General features: G+C 63.6%; 14 protein-coding genes and 1 tRNA gene. 9 read left to right on the top strand and 6 right to left on the bottom strand.

Annotated features, from left to right (window positions below):
• Positions 1-250 precede the first annotated feature (250 nt).
• From N0P34_RS04425 to ugpC, 6 genes are all read left to right on the top strand, one after another.
• A complete protein-coding gene (locus tag N0P34_RS04425; RefSeq protein WP_275605802.1) occupies positions 251-1,327 on the top strand; it encodes a LacI family DNA-binding transcriptional regulator in 1,077 nt (358 codons plus the stop codon).
• The gene (locus N0P34_RS04420) at positions 1,324-2,592 is read left to right on the top strand and encodes an extracellular solute-binding protein (protein ID WP_275605801.1); all 1,269 of its coding nucleotides are present in this window, start codon (positions 1,324-1,326) and stop codon (positions 2,590-2,592) included. Before N0P34_RS04425 ends, N0P34_RS04420 begins: the two co-directional genes overlap by 4 nt.
• Before the next feature lie 73 nt (positions 2,593-2,665).
• Positions 2,666-3,748, top strand: a complete 1,083-nt coding sequence (locus tag N0P34_RS04415) for a sugar ABC transporter permease (protein WP_275605800.1) — start codon at positions 2,666-2,668, stop codon at positions 3,746-3,748.
• Between the two features lie 3 nt (positions 3,749-3,751).
• Positions 3,752-4,630, top strand: coding sequence for a carbohydrate ABC transporter permease (locus N0P34_RS04410; RefSeq protein WP_275605799.1), 879 nt, complete (start codon positions 3,752-3,754; stop codon positions 4,628-4,630).
• A 25-nt stretch (positions 4,631-4,655) separates the two neighbouring features.
• On the top strand, positions 4,656-5,648 hold the full coding sequence (locus N0P34_RS04405) for a hypothetical protein (protein WP_275605798.1): 993 nt from the start codon (positions 4,656-4,658) through the stop codon (positions 5,646-5,648).
• A 20-nt stretch (positions 5,649-5,668) separates the two neighbouring features.
• Complete coding sequence (gene ugpC / locus N0P34_RS04400; RefSeq protein ID WP_275605797.1) at positions 5,669-6,748, top strand: sn-glycerol-3-phosphate ABC transporter ATP-binding protein UgpC; 1,080 nt, start codon at positions 5,669-5,671, stop codon at positions 6,746-6,748.
• A gap of 228 nt (positions 6,749-6,976) precedes the next feature.
• On the opposite strand, the gene N0P34_RS04395 is transcribed toward ugpC, so the two are convergent.
• A tRNA-Arg gene (locus tag N0P34_RS04395) sits at positions 6,977-7,053 on the bottom strand.
• Positions 7,054-7,330: 277 nt separating this feature from the next.
• Between N0P34_RS04395 and N0P34_RS04390 the strand changes: the two genes are divergently transcribed.
• Positions 7,331-7,933 carry a DNA-3-methyladenine glycosylase I gene (locus tag N0P34_RS04390; protein ID WP_275605796.1) on the top strand — a complete coding sequence of 201 codons (603 nt, stop codon included), beginning with the start codon at positions 7,331-7,333 and terminating at the stop codon, positions 7,931-7,933.
• Between the two features lie 24 nt (positions 7,934-7,957).
• Here N0P34_RS04390 and N0P34_RS04385 read toward each other — a convergent pair whose 3' ends face one another.
• A complete protein-coding gene (locus tag N0P34_RS04385; RefSeq protein ID WP_275605795.1) occupies positions 7,958-8,275 on the bottom strand; it encodes a hypothetical protein in 318 nt (105 codons plus the stop codon).
• Between the two features lie 222 nt (positions 8,276-8,497).
• Between N0P34_RS04385 and N0P34_RS04380 the strand changes: the two genes are divergently transcribed.
• Both N0P34_RS04380 and N0P34_RS04375 read left to right on the top strand, forming a co-directional pair.
• Complete coding sequence (locus N0P34_RS04380) at positions 8,498-8,980, top strand: PAS domain-containing protein (RefSeq protein WP_275606922.1); 483 nt, start codon at positions 8,498-8,500, stop codon at positions 8,978-8,980.
• Positions 8,955-10,499 carry a methyl-accepting chemotaxis protein gene (locus tag N0P34_RS04375; protein WP_275605794.1) on the top strand — a complete coding sequence of 515 codons (1,545 nt, stop codon included), beginning with the start codon at positions 8,955-8,957 and terminating at the stop codon, positions 10,497-10,499. Before N0P34_RS04380 ends, N0P34_RS04375 begins: the two co-directional genes overlap by 26 nt.
• A gap of 19 nt (positions 10,500-10,518) precedes the next feature.
• On the opposite strand, the gene N0P34_RS04370 is transcribed toward N0P34_RS04375, so the two are convergent.
• From N0P34_RS04370 to N0P34_RS04355, 4 genes are all read right to left on the bottom strand, one after another.
• Positions 10,519-13,146: an AAA family ATPase gene (locus N0P34_RS04370; protein ID WP_275605793.1), complete on the bottom strand. Its 2,628-nt coding sequence runs from the start codon at positions 13,144-13,146 to the stop codon at positions 10,519-10,521.
• A complete protein-coding gene (locus tag N0P34_RS04365; protein ID WP_275605792.1) occupies positions 13,143-14,264 on the bottom strand; it encodes a DNA repair exonuclease in 1,122 nt (373 codons plus the stop codon). The genes N0P34_RS04370 and N0P34_RS04365 overlap by 4 nt, the downstream gene beginning before the upstream one ends.
• Before the next feature lie 856 nt (positions 14,265-15,120).
• Positions 15,121-15,336, bottom strand: coding sequence for a cold-shock protein (locus N0P34_RS04360; protein ID WP_275605791.1), 216 nt, complete (start codon positions 15,334-15,336; stop codon positions 15,121-15,123).
• Positions 15,337-15,595: 259 nt separating this feature from the next.
• The gene (locus N0P34_RS04355; RefSeq protein WP_275606921.1) at positions 15,596-16,807 is read right to left on the bottom strand and encodes a hypothetical protein; all 1,212 of its coding nucleotides are present in this window, start codon (positions 16,805-16,807) and stop codon (positions 15,596-15,598) included.
• Positions 16,808-16,887: the final 80 nt, after the last annotated feature.

Genomic DNA, 16,887 nt, shown 5'->3' with positions numbered 1-16,887 from the left:
ATGCAACAGCGCGGACCACTCTTGGTCCCGCAGGGAAATTCCCTGCGGCAACGCGCATCTCACACCTTAGATTGCTGCCGTCATTTTCAGGAAAATCGAGGGGATTGACTCCGGGCGGAAAATAAATGCATACATGACACCGATGTCATGACATCGGTGTCACAAAGCGCCGCGGACATCGTGGTCGACTGGATTGCACGCACGCGGGAGGCGCGAGGTGTAAAGAACAGCTCGACCGAAGGAGGAACGCATGGCCACAATTTATGACGTCGCCAAAGCCGCAGGTGTCTCACCCAAGACTGTGAGCCGGGTGATGAACGGGGATGCCCCGGTCAACCAGACGACACGTGAGGCCGTTGAAAAGGCGATGGCCGCGCTCAATTACGCGCCCTCGAGCGCCGCCCGGGCCATGCGCTCGCAGCGCTCGGGCCTGATCGGTATGATTACCGGCGCCATCAGCACCACCCACCAGTTCGAAGACACCGGCCTGCCTGAAATCTATCTCGTCCAGGGCGCGCAGCGCGTTATCGGCCAGAGCAATCGCACCTTGCTGATCGCGGACAGCGGCGGCCAGGCCGACCGCATTCCAGCGCTGCTGCAGACGTTCCGCGAACACCGGGTCGAGGGCATTCTCTATGTCGCCGAATACCACCGCGAAGTCACGCTTCCGGCAAATCTGCGCGACCTGCCCATCGTTCTGGTCAATTGCTTTGACGCGGATGACACCCCTGCCATCCTGCCCGACGACGAGGGCGGACAATTTGCGCTCGTCGATGGCCTGATCCGGCGCGGCCACCGCCGCATCGGTTACCTGACCCTGCCCGAGAGCCAGATTGCCTCCGGCCTGCGCGTCGACGGCTACGCAAGGGCGCTGCAGGCCAACGACATTGCCTTTGACGAGCAATTGGTCCAGGTCGGCGCGCTGCCCATTGCCGCCAATGAATTCGACATTCTCTGGGACGCGCTCGACCGCGTCCTGCGGGCCGAGCCGACGGTCATCTGCTGCGCCAATGATAAGATGGCCATGCGTGTCTACGGCCTGCTGCGGGAACGCGGCATCACCATTCCGCAGCAGATGTCAGTCGCCGGCTACGACGACTACCGCATGATCGCCGAGCACCTTCATCCCGGCCTGACCAGCGCCGAGCTGCCATACGCAGCAATGGGCGCGAGGGCCGCCGACAAGCTGCTGCGCCTCATCAACGGCGCCACCAAACCTAACGAGCCGAACCGCGAACTGGTCTCGGCACCGGTCGCCTGGCGCGGAAGCGTCCAGACGCGTGACGACAATGTCACCAATTTGCATTCACGGAGGAAAGACACATGACATCCCTGCGCATTCTGGCAGCCAGCCTTGCGATAACGACCGCCATGAGCACCGCCGCCATGGCTCAGACGGAACTGAGCTTTTGGTACCACGGCGCCGGCAACCCGGTTGAGCGTGAAATCCTGGTCGGCATCATTGATGACTTCAACGCATCCCAGGCCGATTGGAAGGTCGTACTGCAGGAGTTTCCGCAGGCCGCCTACAACGATTCCGTTGTCGCCGCTGCCGTGGCCGGCAACCTTCCCGACATTATCGACGTCGATGGCCCGGTCATGCCCAATTGGGCCTGGGCCGGCTATATGCAGCCGCTGCAGCTTTCCGAAGGCGCGCTTGATGGCTTCCTGCCCGGCGCCATTGGCGAATATAACGGCGAGGTCTATTCGGTCGGACTCTGGGATGCGGCGATTGCCATGTATGCCCGCAAGTCGACGCTCGAAAAATTCGACATCCGCGTCCCAACCCTCGAGGAACCCTGGACCCGCGAAGAGTTCGACGAGATCCTGGCAACGCTCAAGGCCTCCGGCGAATTCGAATATCCGCTGAACCTGGGCATGGCCGACCAGGGTGAATGGTACCCTTATGCGTTCGGGCCGTTCCTGTGGAGCTTTGGTGGCGACATGGTGGACCGCACCACCTACGAAACCGCTGAAGGCGCCCTCAATGGCGACGCGGCAATCGCCTTTGGCGAATGGTGGCAGAGCCTGTTCACCAATGAATATGTCCCCGGCACCAGCCAGGACATGGCCGATCACGAGACCGGCTTTATTGATGGCGACTACGCCCTGCAGTGGAACGGCAATTGGGTCGCCGTGAATACGCTTAACGCACTTGGCGATGACGTGCTCTTCCTGCCGGCCCCCGACTTCGGCAACGGCCCCAAGATCGGCGGCGCATCCTGGCAGTTCGGCGTGTCCGCAACATCGGCCAATCCGGAGGGCGCCAGCGCCTTTATCGAATTTGCCCTGAAGCCGGAATATCTGGCGGCCTTCTCCGATGCCATCGGCCTGGTTCCCGCCACCGCCGAAGCCGCCGCTTTGACGAAGAACTACGCGCCCGGCGGCGCCCTCGAAGTCTTCTACGGCCTCTCCGAAGCCCAGGCCATGTTGCGTCCGGTCACCCCGGGCTATGTCTTCGAAGCGCTCGAATTCCGCAAGGCGCTGTCTGACATCGCCAATGGCGCCGATGTCGTCGACGCCCTCGACGCGGCAACCGACGCCATCAATGCCGATATCGCCCGCAACAACAATTACGCGGTGGCCAACTAGTCGCCCGCTCCTGACCACGGTCGGCCCGGATCATCCGGGCCGGCCTCCCGGCCCGTCTTAAAGGCAGTCGCACATGCGCCCCAGTCAGACCAAATCGCTACAGTCCAATACGCTGGCCGGATGGCTGATGAGCGGCCCGGCCCTCGTGCTGATCACGCTGTTCCTGATCGTGCCGTTCCTTCTGGCCTTCTGGTTCTCCTTCACCAACCAGCGGCTGATCTCGCCCAATCCGACGCAATTCGTGGGCACGTCCAATTTCGAGCAATTGCTGGGCATGGGCACGCTGGTGCTGGAGCCTGAAACGGCAGCGGACGGCAGCCTTCTCGTTAGCGAAAGCGGCGAGTTGAGCTATCCGCGCGTGCGCGATTTCACCCGCAACAATCCCGATTTCCAGCACCTCAACGGCATGCGCGAATGGTTCGGCTGGGACTGGGGCAATTCCAGGGTCCTTGTGCTGGCGCGCGACCTCGTCTTCATGAAGGCGCTGACCAATACGCTGTTCTTCGTGGCTGTTGTCGCGCCCCTGCAATCCCTGATTGCCCTGCTGCTGGCGCTGATGATCAACCAGAAGCTGCGTGGCATCAATATTTTCCGCACCGTCTATTTCATGCCGGTGGTGGTCTCGATTGTCGTCGTCTCCCTCCTCTGGCGCTTCATCTATGACGGGCGCAGCGGGCTGTTGAACAATCTGCTGCAGTTTCTCTCTTTCGGGCATTTCCAGCCTGTCGATTGGCTCGGCAATCCCGATACGGCCATGTGGGCCATCATCGTCATGTCGATCTGGCAGGCGGTCGGCTTCCACATGGTGATCTGGCTGGCCGGCCTCCAGAATATTCCGCTGACGCTCTACGAGGCCGCCGACATCGAGGGCGCCTCGAGCTGGCAGAAATTCCGCTTCGTCACCTGGCCTGGGCTGCGCAACACCGCCGTCCTGATCCTCGTCGTTATCACCATGCAGGCCTTTGCGCTCTTTTCCCAGATCGACGTCATGACCAATGGCGGGCCGCTCGATTCCACCCAGACGCTGGTCTTCCAGGCCGTGCAGCGCGGATATGGGCAACAGAACATCGCCGGTGGCTCCGCCATCTCAGTGCTGCTCTTCCTCATCGTGCTCACGATCTCGATGGTCCAGCGCTACCTCACCCGGGAGCGCTAGGAAATGGCCGCTGTCACGTCGCCCAATCAAAGCCTCAAGACCAGTCTCAAATACCTGCTGCTGATCCTTGTCGCACTGGTTTTCGTCTTCCCCATCGTCTTCATGGTGGTGAGCTCGTTCAAGCCGGACCTGCAATTGCTGCGCGATACATCCTCGTTCCGCGCCTTCCTGCCGGTCGGCGACATTTCCCTCGACAACTATTTCGCCGCCTTCCGGCGCGCGCCGGTGGGGCTCTTTGTCTTCAATTCCATTTTCGTCACCACGCTGACGGTGCTGGGGTCGCTGTTCCTGTGCTCGATGGCCGCCTTTGCCTTCGTGTTCCTCGAGTTCCGGGGCAAGGAGATCGTGCTGTCGATCATCATCGCGACGCTGATCGTGCCGTTCGAAACCATCGCCGTGCCGATGCTGATGGTGGTCAATTCGCTCCCCTGGATCGGCGGCAATGGCATCACCTGGGGCTGGCTGAACACCTATCACGTCCAGATCGTGCCCTTCCTCGCCGACGCGCTGACCATCTTCCTCTTCGTGCAGTTCTTTCGCGACTTGCCGAAGGAGTTGATCGAGGCAGCGCGCCTCGATGGCGCCATCTGGTTCCAGATCTACTCCATGGTCATCGTGCCGATCGCCGGGCCGGTCTTTGCCACGGCCGCGATCCTCAAATTCCTCGCCATGTACAATCAATATCTCTGGCCGCTCATGGTGACCCAATCCGAGCAGTTCCGACCGGTCATGGTGGGCCTGCAATACTTCTTCCAGCTCAACACCGCCTGGGGCGAAGTCATGGCCTATCTGTCCATGATCACCCTGCCCGTTCTCGCCTTCTATCTCTTCCTGCAACGCGCCTTCATCACCTCGATCGCCTCGACCGGCATCAAGGGCTGACACTTCCAGCTAGAAAGACACGACCTTGGTTCTCGCACTTAAAGACAAATGGATTTGGGATTTCTGGACCTATCGCGATGGTGAGGACTACCACGTCTACTTCCTGCAGGCAGACAACACCCTGGCCCATCCCGACATGCGCCATCGCAATGTCACCCAGGGCCACGCAATCTCCAGGGACCTGATCAACTGGACCCATCTGGGCACGACCTTCGCCCCTGCTGCACCGACGGCCTGGGACGATTGGACCACTTGGACCGGCTCCACCCTGCGCGACGACACCGGCCTCTGGCATCTCTTTTACACCGGCACCGAACACGCCGAAGAGGGCATGAAACAGCGCATCGGCCACGCCACCTCCACCGATGGCCACAATTGGACCCGCGTCGGTGATGGACTGGCGCTAGATATTTCGGGCCCGGACTATGAAGAATACACCCCGGGACACTGGCATGACCGGGCCTTCCGCGATCCCTGGGTGATGAAGAACCCCCAGGGCGAGGGCTGGATCATGTATTTCGTCGCCCGCAAGCCCGGCATTGCCGAGCCCAATGCCGGCGGCAGCATCGGCTTTGCCACCTCCCCCGATCTCTACAGCTGGACCCTTCAGCCCCCGGTTTATGCCGGCGGCATGTTCGGCCAGATGGAGGTGCCGCAGGTCTTCGAGGTCAACGGCAAATGGTACATGCTGTTCTGCACCGATGGCACGCACTGGTCCGAGGCCTACAGGAAACTCAATCCGGAAACACCGGTACGCGGCTCGCATTACCTCATGGCCGACGATCCGTTCGGCCCCTGGGAAGTGGCGCCCGGCCCCTTCTTCGATGGCGCCCAGGGCAGCCGCTATGCCGGCAAGATTGTCGAAACCGACGCAGGCCTGGTGTTCATGGGTTTCCTCCATGACGCCGCCGATGGCTCGTTCATCGGTCAGGTGTCAGACCCCATCCCGGTGCGCGTCGATGCCGACGGCCTCTTGCATACCGAACTCGACAAGCTGCCGCCCGGCGCCCGGGTCTGAGCGGAAAGGGAGAGAACATCATGGCCGGACTGAGCCTACAGAACCTGCAGAAGACCTATGGCAAGGTTGAAGTCATCAAGGGCGTCAACCTTGAGATCGAACACGGCGAGTTCGTCGTCTTCGTTGGCCCGTCCGGCTGCGGGAAATCCACCCTGCTGCGCATGATCGCGGGGCTCGAGGATATCACCGGCGGCGAGCTCAGCATCGGGGGCAAGGTGGTCAACACCATGCAGCCGCGCGATCGCGGCGTCGCCATGGTGTTCCAGTCCTACGCGCTCTATCCGCACATGACCGTCTACGACAATGTTGGATTTGGCCTTCGCATCAAGAAGACGCCCAAGGACGAACGCGACGCCAGGATCCGCGAAGCCGCACGCATCCTGCAGATGGAGCATCTGCTCGATCGCAAGCCGGCGCAGCTTTCGGGTGGCCAGCGCCAGCGCGTCGCCATCGGCCGCGCCATCGTGCGCGAACCCGAAGTGTTCCTCTTCGACGAACCGCTATCAAACCTCGACGCGTCGCTGCGCATGGACATGCGGATGGAAATCTCCAAGCTCCATCAGGATCTCGGCGCCACCATGATCTACGTGACCCATGATCAGGTCGAGGCTATGACCCTCGCCGACAAGATCGTCGTGCTCAATGGCGGCGTGGTGCAACAGGTCGGCTCGCCGCTGGAGCTCTATCACCGCCCGGCCAATCTGTTCGTCGCCGGTTTCATCGGCTCGCCCAAGATGAATTTCATCGCGGTGAAGATCGATGCCATCGGCGCGGGGACGGTCACCGTCTCCGGCCCGGACATGAAGGCAGTGTCCGTGCCGGTCGCCACCGACGGCTTGCAGATCGGCAGCGCCCTGACCCTCGGCACCCGCCCGCATCAATTGCTTCCCGCCGAACAGGGCGCCATCACCGGGACGGTGACCCTGGTCGAGCATCTGGGCAATGAAACCATCGTCAATCTGCGGCTGGCCTCGGGCAAGGCCGTCGTGGTCGGGCTCGGCGGCGACTTCCAGGTAGCGCTGGGCGACAGTTTGCACCTCAATCCCGAAGTCAGGAACGCCGTGCTCTTCGACGCCGATGGCCAGGCTTTGCCCAATTAGGGAACGGAGCCCCGCCCTCACCGCAGCACCGCCACTCCCACTTTAAAGTCGGACGCATCGCGTCCGCCTTTGGAGCCCGCCTCCGCCGCACGGGGCTCAGAGGCCCGTGGGCATGCTCACATCGGCAAGCATCTCCTCCGCACACCGGCGGGTCCAAGGATGAGCTTTCAAAACTGTTTGGGACGGGGAGGCCTAACACGGACCATAGTGCCCACATTGGCTCGAAAATGGCGCACCCGACACGATTCGAACGTGTGGCCTCTGCCTTCGGAGGGCAGCGCTCTATCCAGCTGAGCTACGGGTGCATCCGTGGGCGCGGGGTGTTCTCCCCGGCTGAATGGGCGCAACCTAACCAAAGCCGCTCGGGCTGGCAACGGCTTCAGCGAAGTTTTGCGCAGAATGGCAGCGCAATCGCGAAAGGGCCACCCGGCCACCGTCGCCACCGCGACCGGCCGCAAGTTTCCCCGGAGAACTTCGCGCCGTCCCGCCTCGTTGAGCCCGACAAGGCCTCAGCGCACTGTTCCCAAGCCCGTCTTTGCCCCATCATCGGCGCAGATCCGATTCTCGCCTTGGGGAAAACCGATGAGCCTCTTTATAGGGCCCGACCAGAAGCCGCGATGCCAATGGTGCGGCGGGGCGCCGGAATTCCTCTCCTATCATGACACCGAATGGGGGTTCCCGGTCGCCAGCGACCAAAGGCTCTTTGAAAAGCTCAGCCTCGAAGCCTTTCAATCCGGATTGAGCTGGCGCACCATTCTCAACAAGCGCGAGGCCTTTCGCGCCGCCTTTGCCCAGTTCGATATTGCCAGCGTCGCGCGCTTCGGTCCGGCCGATGTCGAAAGGCTGCTTGCCGATGCTGGCATTGTCCGGCACCGCGGCAAGATTGAAGCCGTGATCAACAATGCCCAGCGGGCACTGGAGCTGATTGCCAGCGAGAATTCCCTGGCCGCCTATGTCTGGCGCTACGAGGCTCCGCTCGAAACCGGTCCGCAAACCGCCTCCACCTCGCCGGCCTCCATTGCCTTGTCGAAGGATCTCAAGAAACGGGGATGGAAATTCGTCGGTCCCACGACGGTCTTTGCCTTCATGCAGGCCATGGGGCTGGTCAATGACCACGCCGAAGGCTGTGTGGTCCGCGATCGGGTCGACGAGGCCAGGGCCGATTTCATCGTCCCGGGGAAATGATCACCCGCGACCAACCAGCCCGTACTAGAACACGAAACTCCACTCCCCGTCGCCCGGCACGAAGCGCCCCGGCGTAACCGCCGACCACCCCCGACCGAGCGAATAGATGCGCACCTGGCAGCTGAATTCCCCCCGCGGCATCGGCACGCAGCGGCTCGCATCGAGCCGCACATTGCGCAATTCGGACGCCACGGCATTCCGCGGCAGGATGCGGGGATTGCCCAGGACCGCCCGGATCGCCTCACTGGTCGTAGGCCCGCCATCGATAATTCGCGGCTCCGGCGACTGACAGGCCGCAAGCAGCAACACGAATGCAATCACGAACAAAACAGACGCGCGCATAGCCCCCTCACGCAACACCTCGACTTGAGCATAGCGGCAAGCCGCGTGCGGGGCCAGATGGCGCGTCCTCGCCACACATCTTCCACGGTCACGGCCCGTAAATATGCCTAAGGATTAATCACTTCTTAGAGCCGATTTCGTAGCTTCACCTCCTAGTGAAGGCACGAATTATTACGGCAGGGGAGCGGTTTAGTGTTACCGGTGGAGGGCAAGGAACATGTGATGGGGGCGCACGACCTCATTGTCAGCAAGACCGATTTGAAAGGTCACATAACCTACGCCAACGACACATTTCTCCGGATGGCCGAGCTTACCCTGGCCGAAACCATCGGCAAGCCGCATTCGGTGATACGCAGCCGCGCCATGCCGCGCAGCGTCTTCCAGCTTTTGTGGGAAAAGATCCAATCGGGCGAGGAAATCTTCGCCTATGTGGTCAACCGCAGCAAATCGAACAATCACTATTGGGTTTTGGCCCATGTGACGCCCAGCTATGACGCCACCGGCAAGCTGTGCGGCTACCACTCCAATCGTCGCAAGCCGAACTCTGCTGCCATCGCCCGGATTTCCCAGCTCTATGCCGAATTGCTGGCAGAAGAACAGGGCGTCAAGAACGCCAAGCAGGGCATGCACGCCGGATATGCACGGCTCACCAGCACACTCCAGAACATCGGCATGGACTATGACCGCTTTGTTTTCTCCCTCTAGGACTTTTGCCTGCGGCCTGATCCTTGCAGCGACCTCGATCATCGCCGCCATCGGCGTTGTGTTGGGCCTCTCGGGCGCAATCCTGCTGTCGATTGCCGGCCTGCAATTTCTGCTCGCCACCGCAGTGCTGGTGGGGCTGGGCAATCTGCGCGGCTTTCTCGGCCAATTGCGCAGCGTCAGCGCAGATATCGTCGGCGGCAATTTTGAAAGCCGCCTCGACCTGACCAAGGCCTCGGGCGAAACCCTTGCCGCCGGCCATGCCGTCAATGGCGTGATCGATATCAACGACACCTTCGTGCGCGAAGCAGCCCTGGCCATGACCGCCGCCAGCGAAGGCCGGTTCTATCGAAAGATCCGTGGTGAAGGCCTGCGCGGCGCTCACCTCAAGAGCGCCGGCACCATCAACACCGCCGTCGATCGCCTGGCCGACCGCCCTGCCCTGATGGCCGAGCTCCAGCAATCCTTCGGCGCCGTGGTCGACGCCGCGGTGGCCGGCGATCTCTCGCGTCGTGTCGCGCCGCGTTTCCCAGATCCGGAGCTCAACGCGCTCGCCCACAGCATCAATCTTTTCGTCGAAACGGTCGATCGCGGCATCGGCGAAACCGGTCGCGTGCTGTCGGCCCTCGCCAATGCCGATCTCGACCACCGCGTCGAGGGCGAATATCTGGGGGCTTTCCTCCAGCTCAAGGACGACACCAATGCCGTCGGCGACAAGCTCGCCTCGGTCGTCGACCAATTGCGCGACACTTCTCGCTCGCTGCGCACCGCCACCGGCGAAATCCTCGCGGGCATCAATGATCTGGCCGACCGCACCACGCGTCAGGCTTCGGCCATCGAGCGCACCAGCGCCACCATGCGCAGCCTTGCCACCACCGTGACAGACACCGCTTCGCGCGCCCAAAGCGCCAGTGAAAAGGCTCAGGCGGCGCGTCTCGTCGCCGAAGACGGGCGTGAGGTCATGGTCAATGCCACCCATGCCATGGAACAGATCTCCGCCTCTTCGGCGATGATCTCGAAAATCGTCACCATGATGGACGACATCTCCTTCCAGACCAATCTGCTGGCGCTCAACGCTTCGGTCGAGGCCGCCCGGGCCGGCGATGCAGGCAAGGGTTTTGCCGTCGTGGCCGTCGAAGTCCGTCGCCTCGCCCAATCCTCTGCCTCGGCCGCCGAAGACATCAAGGGTCTCATAGACAAGAGCGCCCGCGAAGTCACCTCTGGCTCCGCCCTCGTGCAGGAGGCCGCAGACCGTCTCGCCTCCATGCTCGATCTCGTGCGTGAAAACAGCGAAATGCTGGCGGAGATTTCCCGCTCGAGCCGCGCTCAGGCCGAATCCATCGAGGATGCCTCCGCTGCCGTTCTCGAAATGGATGAGATGACCCATCACAACGCGGCCCTCGTCGAAGAGACCAATGCCGCCATCGAGCAGACCAATGGCCAGGCCCACGAACTCGAAGGCCTGATCGAACTCTTCGGCTCCAGCAAGCGCGAGACCACCCGCTTCAGCCGAGCCGCCTGATCTGGCTTTGGACGCCGGGTTAAGCTCCCGGCGTCCAGTCCACCATCTGCAGCACATTGCCGCCCAGCCGTGCAAAGGCCCGCTGGCGGCAGGAAAAGACGAGGATTTGCTGGTCCCGCGCCTGCCGGTGCAGTGCGTCGAACATCCGCTCGATCCGGTCGTCATCCGAATAGACCAGCGCATCGTCGAGGATCACCGGCGCCGCCCGTCCATCCCGCGCCAGAAGCCGCGCAAAGGCGAGCCGCGTCAGGATGGACAATTGCTCGCGCATCCCCCCGCTGAGGCGGTCCACATCCTCGTCAAGGCCATTCCGGCGCACGCTCTGGGGCAACAGCGTCTCTTCGTCAAAGACGATGTCGATATCGTCGAACAGCAGCCCCAGCATGGGCAAAAGCTCGCTCACCACCGGCTTCAAATAGAGATCGCGCGCCGCTGAACGCGCCGCGACCAATTCCCGCCGCAGCCGCTCGAGCACCGCGATCTCGGTGCGGAACCGCGCAACGCTGGCGCGCGCCGCCTCCAATTGCTCCTGCACCTCGATGAGATGTTCCTCGACCGCATCGCTTGAGCGGCTGGATATCTGCCCGTTGAGGTCCGCGAGGACGACGTTGAGCTGCGCCATGGCCTGGTCCGCCGCGGCCTCGATGGAGCGCACGCGCCTCAGCGTATCTTCGGCCGCGCTCACATCCTGCGCCAGCGGCCGCAATTGCTCCACCTGCGCCTGCGCCAGCGCCAATGCCACCCGGGCATTCTGCTCGCGGTTCCGAAGCCCCTCGAGCCTCTCCACCCGCAACGCCTCGGCGCCGAGCAGGCCCTGCAGCGCAGCCCATTCGCTGTCGATCCCGGCCAGCGTCGTTTCTGCCTCCACCACGCCATTGCCGGCCTGTTCCACCAGCGGCGCCAGTTCCCGGGCTGCATTGCGGGTCCTGGCGACCTTGGCGCCGGCAGCCTCCACCGCCTGCCGCGCCCTCTGCGGGTCACCCTTGATTTCGAGCCTGTCGACCTGCGCGGCGGCCAGCCGGGCGATCTCGCCCTGAAGCGGAACCAACCCCTCCGGCGCCAGATCGGCGAGGCGCTGCCGCGCCAGTTTCACGCTTCCGGCCTTGTCCTGCGCTGCCGCAAGCCGCGTTTGCGCCGCCGCAAGAGTGTCGACGCCCAGCGCCGACACCATCTGGCGGCGCTGCTCCTCCAGCGCGGCCAGCCCGCCATCGTCGCGCTCCGCACCGGCCCGCAGCGTCAGCGTTCCAACGCCCTCGATCTCGAGCTGCGTCGTCGCGGCAAAGACCTGATCCTGCCCTCCGGCAATCGGCGTCCCCCCCTGCCTCACCCGCCCTTCGGCGCCCTCATGATAGTCGATCCGGAAATTGGGGCGATGGGCATCTCGCGCCGTCCTCCGGCGCAGCAGATCAAGCTCGATCTCCTGCAATTGCCGCACCTTTGCCGCCGGAATATCCAGCGCCACAAAGGCGGCCTCCTCCGCCTCGACCAGCGCCCGCTGCGCCTCGGCCTTTTCCAGCTGCTGACGGAGCCTTTCGAGATGCTCTGCCGCGTCGCGCGCCCGGAGTGCGGCGTCCAGCCGCCCGAGCAGGGCCTGCTGTTCGCGCTCCTCCGCTTCAGCCGCGTCCAATTCGGCCTGCGCCGCATCATTGTTCGCCCGCACCGAATCGCGCCGCGCTCTCGCCGCATCCCGTCGCTCCAGCGCCTGCTCGCGCCGCACCGCCAGTTCGGCCGCCCGCCGCAACCCCGCCTCGAAATCGGAGAGTGTCTTCAGCGCCTCTTCGTGCCGGTGTTGCGCGAGGCCGGCCTCGGCCTCCGCCGTCTTCAGCGCCTCGCCGTGCCGCCGCGCCGCCTCATAGGCCGCCTCCGCCGCTTCCGTATCGCGCCGGCGCCGCGCCTTCTCTTCCACGTTCTCCAGCTCGGCGAGCCTTTGCCGCGTTGCCCGACGCCGATCGAGCGCATCGCGCAGCGCCGCCATTTCGACGGCGAGACGCGCCTCCTCCGCGACCAGCCGCTCGAAATCCTCGATCGCGGCAGCATAGCGTCCGCCGACCTTGGGCCGCCCCGTCGCCGTCACTAGCGGCCCGAGTTCCGCTTCGCAGGCAGCCAGTATCCTGGCCATGCGCCGCCCGCCGGTCAGCGCTTCAACCTCGCCCTGCACCGAGGTGAGGAGCGTTTCGCGCACCCGCCGCTCGCCCTCTTCCTCGCCCTTCGTACGCTGGTCGATGCCGGTCAGCCCCTGCCGCACCCAGAGGAGCCCCGCCGGCCCGCCGGCTCCGCCCCGCGTCAGCTCGGCGATAAAGGCCTCCGCCTCGTCGGCCTGGGCAATCAGCCGCCCGCTGCCGAGATCGGTCACACTGGCCCGCTTGCCGCCGTAAAATTGCTTGGTCAGCCGAAACCGGCCTTCTACATTGTCGATATCGGCCTCGACCAGCGGATTGCCCCCACTATAGGGCCGCAGCGACTGCACTGCCTTTCCCGTCCCGCTATGGGCCTGGAAAAACAGCGCATGCAGCGCCTCGAACGCCGTCGACTTGCCCTGTTCATTGGCCGCGCAGAGCACATTGACCCCCGCGCCGATCCCCTCGATAGCCACACCCTTCCCGGCGAAGCGGCGCACATTGTGCAGCCGCAGGGCTGTCAGCTTCATGGCCCGACCTCTTCGCAATAGGAAAAGAGCCTCACCAGCGCCGCCGCCGCAATCTCCCGCTCCTGTTCCGATTTCGCTGCGTCAACGCTCTCCGCGAGGAGCCCATCGGCCGCCACCCTCAAAGCCCCGGCGTAGTCGATCCGGTCGAGGTCATCCGCCTCGCTCTGGGTCGCCAGCGCCGCATCCTCGAGTTCGAGATGGGCAAATTCGGGTGCAATATCCTTGATCGCGGCCACCAGCCGGCTGCGCGCCGCCAGCCCCGTGCGCCCCTGCAGCACGATGCGGATCATTGTCTGTCGCCGCGCCTGACTGGGCAAAAGTCCCCGCAGTGCCTCTTCGCCGTCCTCTCCAGCCAGCAGGTCCAGCGTCAGCGTGCGCCACGAAAACTGCCCGATATCGAGGCTCCGCACTTCGGGCACGGCCCCCGGTCCGGCCACACTCACCAACAACGCCTGTCCCGGCCGCTCATGCTTGAACCGGTCCGGCTCGGGCGAACCGCTATAATGGGTTCGCTCATTGACCGCGATCTGGCCATGCCAATCGCCCAGCGCCAGATAGTCGAGCCCCGCGCGCCTGGCCCGATCGGGCGCGATCACATCGCCCGCCACTCCGTCTTCGGAAAAAGTCTGGATCGGCCCATGCGCCAGCCCGACGCGCAACACCCCCTCGGCCGACGCCGCGCCGTCCATCCATTCGGTGAGATCGCGTCCCGGTCGCCGCGTCGTGCACGGGGCGGGCAGGACGATTGCCTGCTCGCCCAGGCGGATCGGCGTATTGGTCAGCGCCAACGTCACATTGGCCGGTGCCGCCCCCTGCACGCCGTCCCAAAGCTGGTCGGCCTGCAGACTGTCGTGATTGCCGGGCAGGATGACCCAGCTGAGATCGGCATGCTGCCCCATTTCAGCCAGCGCCTGCCGCAGCACGGACTCAGCCGGCGTTTCGGTATCAAAACTATCGCCTGCGAGCAGGATCGCGCTCGCGCCCTCCCGCCGCGCCGCCGCCGCCAGCCGGCCCAAAACGCCGTGCCGCGCCTCGCGCAACCGCCCGCGCAAATCCTCGGGAAAATTCCCGAAGCGTTTTCCCAGGTGAAGATCGGAACTGTGCAGAAATCGAACCATGCCCCACCCCTACCCATCACGCCGACAATTGCAACATCCTCGAACAGACCGCGCTCCCACCCCACGCACAATCTATCCCTCCCCCGACCAGGCGGAGGCTAGGTGGGGGTCTCCACTCCGCGAAAGACCGCCCCCATCCCTACCGACCACCTCAAACCGACCCGCCTCGGGCCCATCTCTCCCCAGCCGCAGTGCTGCCCTCGGGCCCGACCCGAGGGCCATGCCGAGCGCCCCATTGCCGGTTCCGCCCCCCATGCATCAAGCCCGACACGCGACCACCAGCCCTTACCCCACGCACAATCTGTCCCTCCCCCTACCAGGGGGAGGTCAGGTGGGGGTCTCCCATTTCGCGACAGCCCCCGGCCCCATACCGGCCACCTCAAAACCGACCGCCTCAGGCCCATCTCTCCCCCACCGCGACGCTGCCCTCGGGCTCGACCCGAGCTCCATGCCGAGCACCCCATTGCCGGTTCCGCCCACCGACAGCGCCCTGCGCATCAAGCCCGATACGCGACCACCAGCCCTCACCCCACGCACAATCTGTCCCTACCCCTACCAGGGGGAGGTTAGGAGGGGGTCTCCACTCCGCGACAGCCCCAGGCCCCACACCGGCCACCTCAAACCGACCGCCTCGAGCCCATCTCTACGCCACCGCGACGCTGCCCTTGGACTCGACCCGAGGGCCTCCCTCCACGCGGCACATGCCAATATTGGGCTCCCCACCGCCCCTCGAAACTGGCGCCCCGTTCAATCGAGCGATGCGAACCCATCCTCCATCCCCCCAAAAACAAAAAGAGCCGCCGCATTGCTGCGACGGCTCCAGCGCTCGAAAGCGCTCATAGTCTTGAAGCGTGAATTACTTCAGCAGGGTCAGGTTCACGGCAGAAACCTTGCCGTCACGACCGCTTTCGAGGTCGAAGGAAACCTTGTCACCTTCGTACAGGCCATCGATGCCCGAACGCTGGACAGCGGAGATGTGCACGAATGCATCCTTCTCGCCATTGTCGGGGGAGATGAAGCCGAAGCCCTTGGTGGTGTTGAAGAACTTCACGGTACCGTTGTAGGCTGCCATGGGATTATTCCTTATCTTAGCTCGAAGCGCAGGCAAACGAGCGGTTCTTCCAGGGCGACATGCCAGGGAAGCCGAAGACGTTTGCAATTCAAAGCGAGCCAGAACCGAAAATGATCGGAAGCAGCAGCCGACTTAGGCTGAAAACGTAGCCCATACAATGGCATCAACGCGTTCCGAAATCAAGAGCAAAGCAGACCCACGCCATTTGCCCGCCTTTTCTCGCAAACTGAGACAGGCCGTCAATTTTCGCGTCGCCGGATCAGTTCGGGCTCATCATATCGAAGAATTCCACAAGGAAGTCGGAACCAAGAGGCTCGCTCCCGACGCGCACGGCATTGGCAAATCCGATCAGCGAAGAGGTCCGATTGTGTCTCCCCGCGCCCGCCCGCAAATTCATGACCAGTGTCGGGCAGAGAAAGAGGCCCAACCGGATGACCTCCCGCCAGTCGGCCGGCAGGAGCCCTCGCGCCTTCAGCAGCGCCAAAAGCGGCCTCCAGCTCTCCTCGGCTTTCAGCCGGAGCATATCCCGGCGTACCGGGGTCAGCGCCCAATCGGTTTCCACACGCAGCACGCCATCATCAAAGCGCGCCTCTGCCGAATAGCGCTGCGCCGCCTCATCGGGGTCATAGAGCCAAAGCGGATGGGCCAGAATATTGTGAAACGTGGTCTTTACCTCGGCCAGCAGCGACGGCACATGCTCGCCGGCAAAGGCTGGATCAAAGAAACTCAGCTCTGCCGCGCCCTGCCCCTCGCTATACCAGACATTGGCATTATGCGCGTCGCCATGGGCCACCACGCCCCCGGCATCAGCGAGCCGGAGGGGATCGAGCCGCCCATGGGCGGAAGCGAACAATTCCCCCACGCTCCGCTCATAGGTCGTCCCATTGATGACGAAGCGGGCGGAGGAAAACTGCTCCCAGCCCAGCGTCACGCCGGGAAATTCAAAATCCTGCCCGACATAAAAGCTCTTGAGCCGCCCACCGGGAAAAGCGCCCGTCGGCGGGTCGATCAGCCGCTCGAAAAACAGCCTGTTGATCGGTTCGCTCCGCGCCTCGGCCGGGGTGATCGGGTGCAGCGATCGCTCATAGACCGCCATCACCTTCTTTGACAGCACCGCCTCGGCCGCTACGGCCCGCGCCCGGCCCGCCGCGTCATCGGACAGGTCCAGCGCCCGCAGTACATCGGAAAAGCGCGGATCGCGCCGCCTGCGATAAACAAGAATCTGCTCGCCCGGCAGCACCGACATATGCACTGCCTGGTCCACCGGCAGCCCCGCCCGTGCCAGGATATCGGCGCGATAATATTCCCCGCTCATCGCCTCTTCGCCTTCCTCCTGATGGAATTTGAAGAAGAATTCGCCCGCCTTGGTCTCGAAGAACCCATTGAGCGAATTGAGGCTGTACTGATCGTAATTGATCCTCACATTCTTCGGCGCAATGTCGAAAAGGTCCGCGAGCAAATCGGCGAGCATGGCCTCGGCCCCGGCACTGTCCGTCTGCGAGAGCGCGCGGATTTCCGCCGTCCGGCTCTTCACCCCACTCACGACCGAAC

The sequence above is a fragment of the Devosia sp. FJ2-5-3 genome (genome assembly GCF_029201545.1).
Classification (GTDB): Bacteria; Pseudomonadota; Alphaproteobacteria; order Rhizobiales; family Devosiaceae; genus Devosia.
The sequence above is the reverse complement of the archived record's forward strand: the minus strand, read 5'-3'. Positions and strand labels throughout refer to the sequence as shown.